Source organism: Bacillus sp. ISL-77 (assembly GCF_018613105.1).
The window spans coordinates 71,662-78,176 of sequence record NZ_JAGGQY010000003.1 but is presented as its reverse complement, the minus strand read 5'-3'; the positions used below and the strand labels follow the sequence as shown (position 1 = coordinate 78,176).

General features: G+C 33.1%; 7 protein-coding genes and 1 pseudogene. 4 read left to right on the top strand and 4 right to left on the bottom strand.

Features of this window, described 5'->3' with window-relative positions:
- Positions 1-642: 642 nt before the first annotated feature.
- On the top strand, positions 643-993 hold the full coding sequence (locus J7E77_RS01450; protein WP_214711893.1) for a VOC family protein: 351 nt from the start codon (positions 643-645) through the stop codon (positions 991-993).
- A gap of 72 nt (positions 994-1,065) precedes the next feature.
- Here the strand turns inward: J7E77_RS01450 and J7E77_RS01445 are convergent, their stop codons facing one another.
- Positions 1,066-1,683: a DUF47 domain-containing protein gene (locus J7E77_RS01445; RefSeq protein ID WP_214711892.1), complete on the bottom strand. Its 618-nt coding sequence runs from the start codon at positions 1,681-1,683 to the stop codon at positions 1,066-1,068.
- A 329-nt stretch (positions 1,684-2,012) separates the two neighbouring features.
- On the opposite strand from J7E77_RS01445, the gene J7E77_RS01440 reads away from it, so the two are divergent.
- A complete protein-coding gene (locus J7E77_RS01440) occupies positions 2,013-2,135 on the top strand; it encodes a YjcZ family sporulation protein (protein WP_214711891.1) in 123 nt (40 codons plus the stop codon).
- 335 nt (positions 2,136-2,470) lie between these two features.
- On the opposite strand, the gene J7E77_RS01435 is transcribed toward J7E77_RS01440, so the two are convergent.
- Together J7E77_RS01435 and J7E77_RS01430 are read right to left on the bottom strand one after the other, a co-directional pair.
- Positions 2,471-2,983 (bottom strand): DoxX family protein, encoded by a 513-nt coding sequence (locus J7E77_RS01435; RefSeq protein WP_214711889.1) that lies wholly within the window; start codon positions 2,981-2,983, stop codon positions 2,471-2,473.
- 497 nt (positions 2,984-3,480) lie between these two features.
- Positions 3,481-3,702: pseudogene (locus J7E77_RS01430) on the bottom strand (transcriptional regulator); the annotation flags it as partial.
- Positions 3,703-3,878: 176 nt separating this feature from the next.
- Here J7E77_RS01430 and J7E77_RS01425 point away from each other — a divergent pair.
- The gene (locus tag J7E77_RS01425) at positions 3,879-4,706 is read left to right on the top strand and encodes a hypothetical protein (protein WP_214711888.1); all 828 of its coding nucleotides are present in this window, start codon (positions 3,879-3,881) and stop codon (positions 4,704-4,706) included.
- A gap of 369 nt (positions 4,707-5,075) precedes the next feature.
- On the opposite strand, the gene J7E77_RS01420 is transcribed toward J7E77_RS01425, so the two are convergent.
- On the bottom strand, positions 5,076-5,231 hold the full coding sequence (locus J7E77_RS01420) for a DUF1540 domain-containing protein (RefSeq protein WP_214711887.1): 156 nt from the start codon (positions 5,229-5,231) through the stop codon (positions 5,076-5,078).
- A gap of 285 nt (positions 5,232-5,516) precedes the next feature.
- Between J7E77_RS01420 and J7E77_RS01415 the strand changes: the two genes are divergently transcribed.
- On the top strand, positions 5,517-5,744 hold the full coding sequence (locus J7E77_RS01415) for a PD-(D/E)XK nuclease family protein (RefSeq protein WP_214711886.1): 228 nt from the start codon (positions 5,517-5,519) through the stop codon (positions 5,742-5,744).
- Positions 5,745-6,515: the final 771 nt, after the last annotated feature.

The window sequence follows — 6,515 nt, the reverse complement described above, 5'->3', positions numbered from 1 at the left end:
AATTATGAAATTGGTTGGTAAACTGGCTCGGATATTTGTAGGAATAGCCAAACGAAATGAATCCTATTGTCCAGAAAAATTACAACCTATAACTTCTTTAGCAGCATAGAACTAATAGTTTCTTAGAAACACTTACTAGTTTCCCGAAAGGGAAACTCCAATAAATAAATAATAATAAAGAGTGATTGTTAGCTTTACACTTATCGAAGGTTGGCTTATTCGTAGGATTTCAAATATGTACGGAGTACCAGATTTATTGAACAAAAGGGCACTGACCCATCAGGTTAGCATAACTGGCCTCCACCCCTTGGATAGGTATGACGAAGGAATGATAGGGCAATTGACCCGTTGAGACATGGGAGGGAAAGCCTCCAGGGGCGGCGTGGAGAATGTACATCATATGGTAAAATGTGGAGTTTTGTAATACTCCTTTATTTCACTATGCCTTCACGGAGCCATAATGATCTGAACTCATTTCATTTAATCGTTAAATCCATATTAAGGGTTATGAAATCCTGCGAATAAGCGAGTATTCGTGAGAAAATCGTATTAAACTGAGGGAGTTCAATAAGAAAAGGGAAAAAGAGACCTTTCGACGAATTGATTCTTAAAGTGAATTAATGTCATTTATTGGAGGTATTTATGAATCCTATACTAAATCAAATCGGTACAGTTTTTATTCCTGTAAGTAATATTGTTGAGGCACGTAATTGGTATTGTGACATACTTGGTTTAGCAGCAGAAGGCGAAATATTATTTGGTCATTTGTTTATAGTACCTATGAATGGAACAGGGATTGTATTAGATAGCAAAATTTTTTCAGTTGAAAATATATTAAATGCCCCACTATTTAATTTCAATACTAATAATATAGAAAATGCTTACGAGTATATGAAGGAAAAGAAGGTAGAAATAACAACAGGAATAGAGCATAACCAATGGTTCAATTTTAAAGACCCTGATGGCAATCATTTGATGGTGTGTAAGTGTTAAAACCTTCGAAACAAGTTGGTGCAATATGGAAATAAGTTAGAGAACAAAATACCTTCTGGATGATGAAACGTGTCACGCATTCTTCATAATAATGGTTTCAAACGAATTCGCCACTGCTTGACAGCAGTTCGCGATTTCTTCTAGACCTTCATAGATTTGTTTGTATTTAATAATTCGGATAGGGTCAAGCTCAGCGGTAAACAACTGTTTAATGGATGCACGCAGAATGTGGTCGCAATTCGACTCAATTTCTTTAATTTTGATTGCGTGTTCTCTTATATGAAGCAATTTCTTAGTGGAAAGCAGTTCAATCGCTGCATCAATTTCCGCGGCACAATTTTTGATCTCATCAACAAATTTAAGTGTATAATAGTCCATTTCAAAAATAGAGTACATTTCAAATAGGGCAGCTGTATGGTATAAGCCGTCCAATATATCATCCATGCTGATGGAAAGAGCTAAAATATCTTCACGCTCAAATGGAGTGATAAAGGCATTATTTAGATCTCTAATCAGGTCATGAACCATGGCATCTCCGTTTGATTCAAATTCTTTCATCGTTTCGGAAAAAATTTTAAGATCACTAACATTTTTTAATTTGTAGTCAGCAAAGTAGTTTGCACTTTCTTTTAAATTTAAAGAAATACTATTTAAATGATTAAAGAACTTGTCTTTCTTTTTTAATGCCATTAATTTACCTCCACATGGTCCAATTAGTGTAATTGCCTAACAAAAGGGTTATAAAACCTTTATCAAAGCGCTTTTAAAAGCAATTACTATAATAAATGCAACCATTGGACAAAAGTAACGGCTTACGTCCTATATCTACTCGACAAAAAACTGCCGAATGGTATTTTTCTTGGTTATTAAGATTTTAAAGAAATTAGCTATTCGTACATAAGGCGGGTTTTCGTCATAGGGAATGTATTTGTCTCGTAAAAGACCTAGTGAAAAAGCCCTTCACATTCCTAAGCTCTTAACATAAATTGTAAGGAATAATCCTAAAGGAGGTCTATAATATGTTTGGTTATGGTGGTGGTTGTGGCTATGGCTACGGCGGTGTCGGCTATGGCGGCGGTTTTGCTTTAATTGTTGTATTGTTTATCTTGTTAATCATCGTAGGAGCAGTAATCTGCTTCTAAGAAGAAACAATTTTCTTAACTAAAAAAAGCCCTATAAGGGCTTTTTTGGTTGAAACTATAACTCATGAAGGTGTATGGTCCATGGATTGGTTATGGGGTTTTGGCTACACTCTAGCTTATGCAGCCTTTCATGTGAATAACCAATGAGTTAAGCCTGATTTTGGAGAACTTTTTTTCATTTAGCTCAGCACTTGCCTATTCAGTTTTAATATCTTGTACATATATTATTACTAAACCAAATCCAAATATTTATAAAGATTTACCTCCAAAGAACGTTTGCTTATAAAGCAGACGTTTTTCGTATTTTTAGGCAAATTGCTGATTTTGTCTTCCCTTTAAGCACTTTGGGGAAATTGTTCTTTCTCTGCTTTTTTTAAAAATAATCTTTTTAAAAAAGGTATTGACCATCGATCCAAACCAATTTTTCCCGCATTTAGTCCAGCAACTAGAATAAACATCCCTAGTAAAGCCATTTGTGGATTGGTACTTGTTGTTCCAGAGAACATATAAGCAAAGTTCATAGTAAGCCCCATTAGTATAGAAAATGCAGTGAAAATACCTAAAATTAATCCGAGACCTACTAAAAATTCACCCCAAGGAACGATTACATTAAAAAGATCGACAGATGGTAATGCTACCTCTTTTAAAAAGTTCCCCCACCAAGGTTGAACAGCAGGGTGTTCACCAGACATATTTTTTACTGCTCCATCCAAAAAGCCGCTTGCATCAAATTTCCCACTAGAGATTTTTCCCCAACCAGCATTTAACCACTGCCAACCAAGATAGAGTCGAAGTAAAGTAAGTAGCAGTGAGACAAAACGGTTTTCCTTTAAAAATGTAATAAACATAATAAAGCCCCCTAAATAATTGATAATTATTATCATTGATAACGATTATCATTATCGTTTAAACTGATATTTTAGTCAACGAGTGTAAAGTACTAAGTTTTTTGGGGTTAGATAGACCAATATCCCTATTTCCTTCTTCTACTTACTTACGAAGCAAGTTAGTTAAAGAACAAATGTATTCTAGATTAAAGGAAGTACCATTATTTATATAGAAAGAATTAATTATTGAATAGTTGACTAAGTAAACCGAAGCTAAGTGATCAGCTCCTTATTGAAGCTCTTCCCAACGTTGGAGAAGGTTTTTTTGCATGAATAATGACTCGGAGAATACTCCAAGCCATTGAGGTAAATTACGACTCTCTTTTTCTAGTGAGACTAGATTTTGAGATATGACCTATTAGAAAGTAAACAATTCCGTTACCCACAAACAGCTCGCAAATCCAGCGCGACTACCGTAATGCTATAACCATTTAGAAAATGGTCAATAATAACTTCTGTTAAGCATCTGGAATAATTGTAAAAGCAATTGTTCGAACCGGAGACTCTGTTTTCTTGCTCGTAGTATTGTAGTATTTAGTCAATAAATCGTTTAATTCGTTTTGAAATTGTATAAAGTGTTCCTCATCAATCTTTAATTCAACTACAGAAAAAGCAGCAAGGTCTTCTTGGCAGTTTTGTTCTCCTAATTTCTTAAGATAATCTTGATATTGAGTGAATAAAAACTTAGAGCTGATAAATAGCATCTTGAAACCTCTCCGTTTTATGATGTCATGTTGTTATTTACATATGGGTGAATGTCTAATCCTAGGACAATCGTGGAACATAGTATAAATTTGTGGTCCTTATAATCAGGATGAGAAAAAATAAATAACCTTGGTGAGGGGAATGTTTCAAAATGGAAGAACAAAAACAATACCGCGATGATTTGTTGGAATGGTGTAATACCATTTATTCTAATTGGGAAAGTATGAAACCAAAGGTTACCAGGCTCTATGATAGGGAAAGGTTAGAGGAATGGGAAGGATCATGCCGTCAATTAAAAGAGAAATTACAGTCAGATTTAAACGTGGACTTCGATGATTATCTGAACGCTAAAAGCCTATATGAACAGTGGGAACAGCTTTTCAAAGAAAAGAATGCGAATCAAGAAGAGATTGAAGTCGATTCTGATAAACGTTTGGAATTGGAAGACGAAAAACCATTCCATGAGGAATTATTGGAAACGAATGCGAATCAAGAAGAGATTGAAGTCGGCTCTAATACACGTTTGGAATGGGAAGACGAAAAACCATACCATGAGGAATTATTGGAAACGAATGCGAATCAAGAAGAGATTGAAGTCGGTTCCGATCACCGTTTGGAATGGAAAGAGGAACAACCATGCCATGAAGGATTAATGGAAAGGGCTGCTTATCAAGAGGAGATTGAAGTTGATACAGATAAAGGTGTGGATTTAGACGAAGAGCTGCAATACCGTGAAGAATTGTTGGAATGGTGTAATACCATTTATTCTAATTGGGAAAGTATGAAACCAAGGTTTTCAAAACTTTTTGATTTAAAAAGTTTAGAGGAATGGGAGTCATCATGCTGCAATTTAAAAGAGAAATTACAGGAAGATTTAAAAGCGGATTTCGATGATTATCAGACAGCTAAAGGCCTATATGAGCAGTGGGAACAGCTATTCAAAGAATCGAATGCTAATAAAGAAGCGATTGGAGTTTAATCTGCTTAATCAGATGTTCAAGCGAAAATAAGAAGAAAGGGATAACATTGGAGTGGCTGAAATGCTGCTCTTTTTTTGTAATTAAAATTCAAATGTGTACACGTCAGCAATATTTGAGTGATGATAAATGTTTTATACAGCACATATATTTATTTATAGATCAAGGAAAGTGAGGTCTCTATATGGTAATGGTGTGTAAAAACCATGTTAAAAAGGCACTAAAAGGTCTTGACGTCCCACATGTAGAATCTATTCAGTTCCTATTTCCAATAAAATAAGAAATATCCATAAACAAGTATGAAAATGATTATTATTATCAATACTATAAATATTAGAGGGATAACCATACAAAGGCTATCCCAACGAAAATTATGCTTCTAGAACAAATGTTTTGCAATCCGTTTCTTCACTATTGGATGCCTGTTTGCCTTTATGACTGACTACATAAATAGCATCTGCATTACATTTGTTTCCGTTGCCCCAGTAGGTACAGTTATCTACTTCACAAAGAACATCTTGTGCCATTCGTATCGCACCTCCTTTTCCTTATCTTTGACGAATAAACTTTGGATGATACCCATTGATGAAAATAACATCAAAATTTCTAATTAGATAACGCTTTAATATATTTTTATAAAGAAAAATTTTTTAAGAGTGACTGAAAAGTCGCTCTTTTTTATAATTGACATTGATAATCATTTTCAATTATAATTTAAGTAAGATATTGATAATGATTATCAATTATTGTCTGGAATTGATAACTGAATAAAGTACAAAGTGAAAAGTCCTTATATAAAGGGGAATATTCAAATGTTAAAAAATAGCTATGAAGTTTCAATAAAAACTCTGACTGATTATCATTTGGAAACTTTTATTAGTTGTCCTTACAGATTTTATTATCAATACATTATAAGTGAAACCCATCGCCCAATTCATTGGAGACAAGTGGTTCAGAATGCTATCAACAAAATTGTAAAGGATTATTATCATCTTTCAATTAAAGAACAAAATAAAAACCGAATCGTTATAAAAAGATGAAATCATTTAAAGAATGTGTGAAATGCCCTTTAAATAAACAATGTGATATAGAAGTTTTTGAAGAAAATGACACTTTTTTAATCATCCTGAATTGCATTAAGAAAATTTGATGAAAGTAGGTTGTAAAAGTGTTAGTTTGTAAAAAACATGTAACTGAAGCTCTCGAAGCACTTGACGTTCCTCATGTTGTTAAAGTTGATAATTATCATAGCACCTGCTCATTTTGTAAAAAAGAAGCAAATTTAAAAATCTTTTATTCAATTCCTTTCTTTAAAACATTTAGTAAAAAAGCAGCGCGGCATGGTTGTCTACCATGAAAGAACGAATTATCTTTCATTTTCTGTGGTGAAACTCCTGCTTCATAGATGGCTTACGGGTGCTTGAGTTCAAGATATGGTTGTCTTTTTGGCAGCCTTTTTTTCTTGTTCAGATAACGGTTAGGGTAATGGAATAAGGTTACTCCATTAAGAAATTAACTTTTCAAGGAGGCTGTTAATAAAGGAATTTTTCTATTTCGATATAGAAAAAATCCAAACACAAAGTCCGATAATATTTGCTAATAAAAAAGAAATAATTAAAACGTTTTTAAATCGATCCATTTTTTCTCCTTATTTTTACAATATATATTTTTACTACTCTATTTTAAACTATTAAATTTTCCATTATATCATATATTATGTAATTTGAACTTTTATTTGCATTGACAATGATTATCATTTAATTATAAAATCAAAACGAAAATGATAATCATTATCATTTTGATTGTTGAAT

What these genes read in the sequence shown, in the direction of transcription:
- J7E77_RS01450 (WP_214711893.1), top strand. Translation starts at nt 643, where the DNA reads ATGAATCCTATACTAAATCAAATCGGTACAGTTTTTATTCCTGTAAGT.
- J7E77_RS01445 (WP_214711892.1), bottom strand. Translation starts at nt 1,683, where the DNA reads ATGGCATTAAAAAAGAAAGACAAGTTCTTTAATCATTTAAATAGTATT.
- J7E77_RS01440 (WP_214711891.1), top strand. Translation starts at nt 2,013, where the DNA reads ATGTTTGGTTATGGTGGTGGTTGTGGCTATGGCTACGGCGGTGTCGGC.
- J7E77_RS01435 (WP_214711889.1), bottom strand. Translation starts at nt 2,983, where the DNA reads ATGTTTATTACATTTTTAAAGGAAAACCGTTTTGTCTCACTGCTACTT.
- J7E77_RS01425 (WP_214711888.1), top strand. Translation starts at nt 3,879, where the DNA reads ATGGAAGAACAAAAACAATACCGCGATGATTTGTTGGAATGGTGTAAT.
- J7E77_RS01420 (WP_214711887.1), bottom strand. Translation starts at nt 5,231, where the DNA reads ATGGCACAAGATGTTCTTTGTGAAGTAGATAACTGTACCTACTGGGGC.
- J7E77_RS01415 (WP_214711886.1), top strand. Translation starts at nt 5,517, where the DNA reads ATGTTAAAAAATAGCTATGAAGTTTCAATAAAAACTCTGACTGATTAT.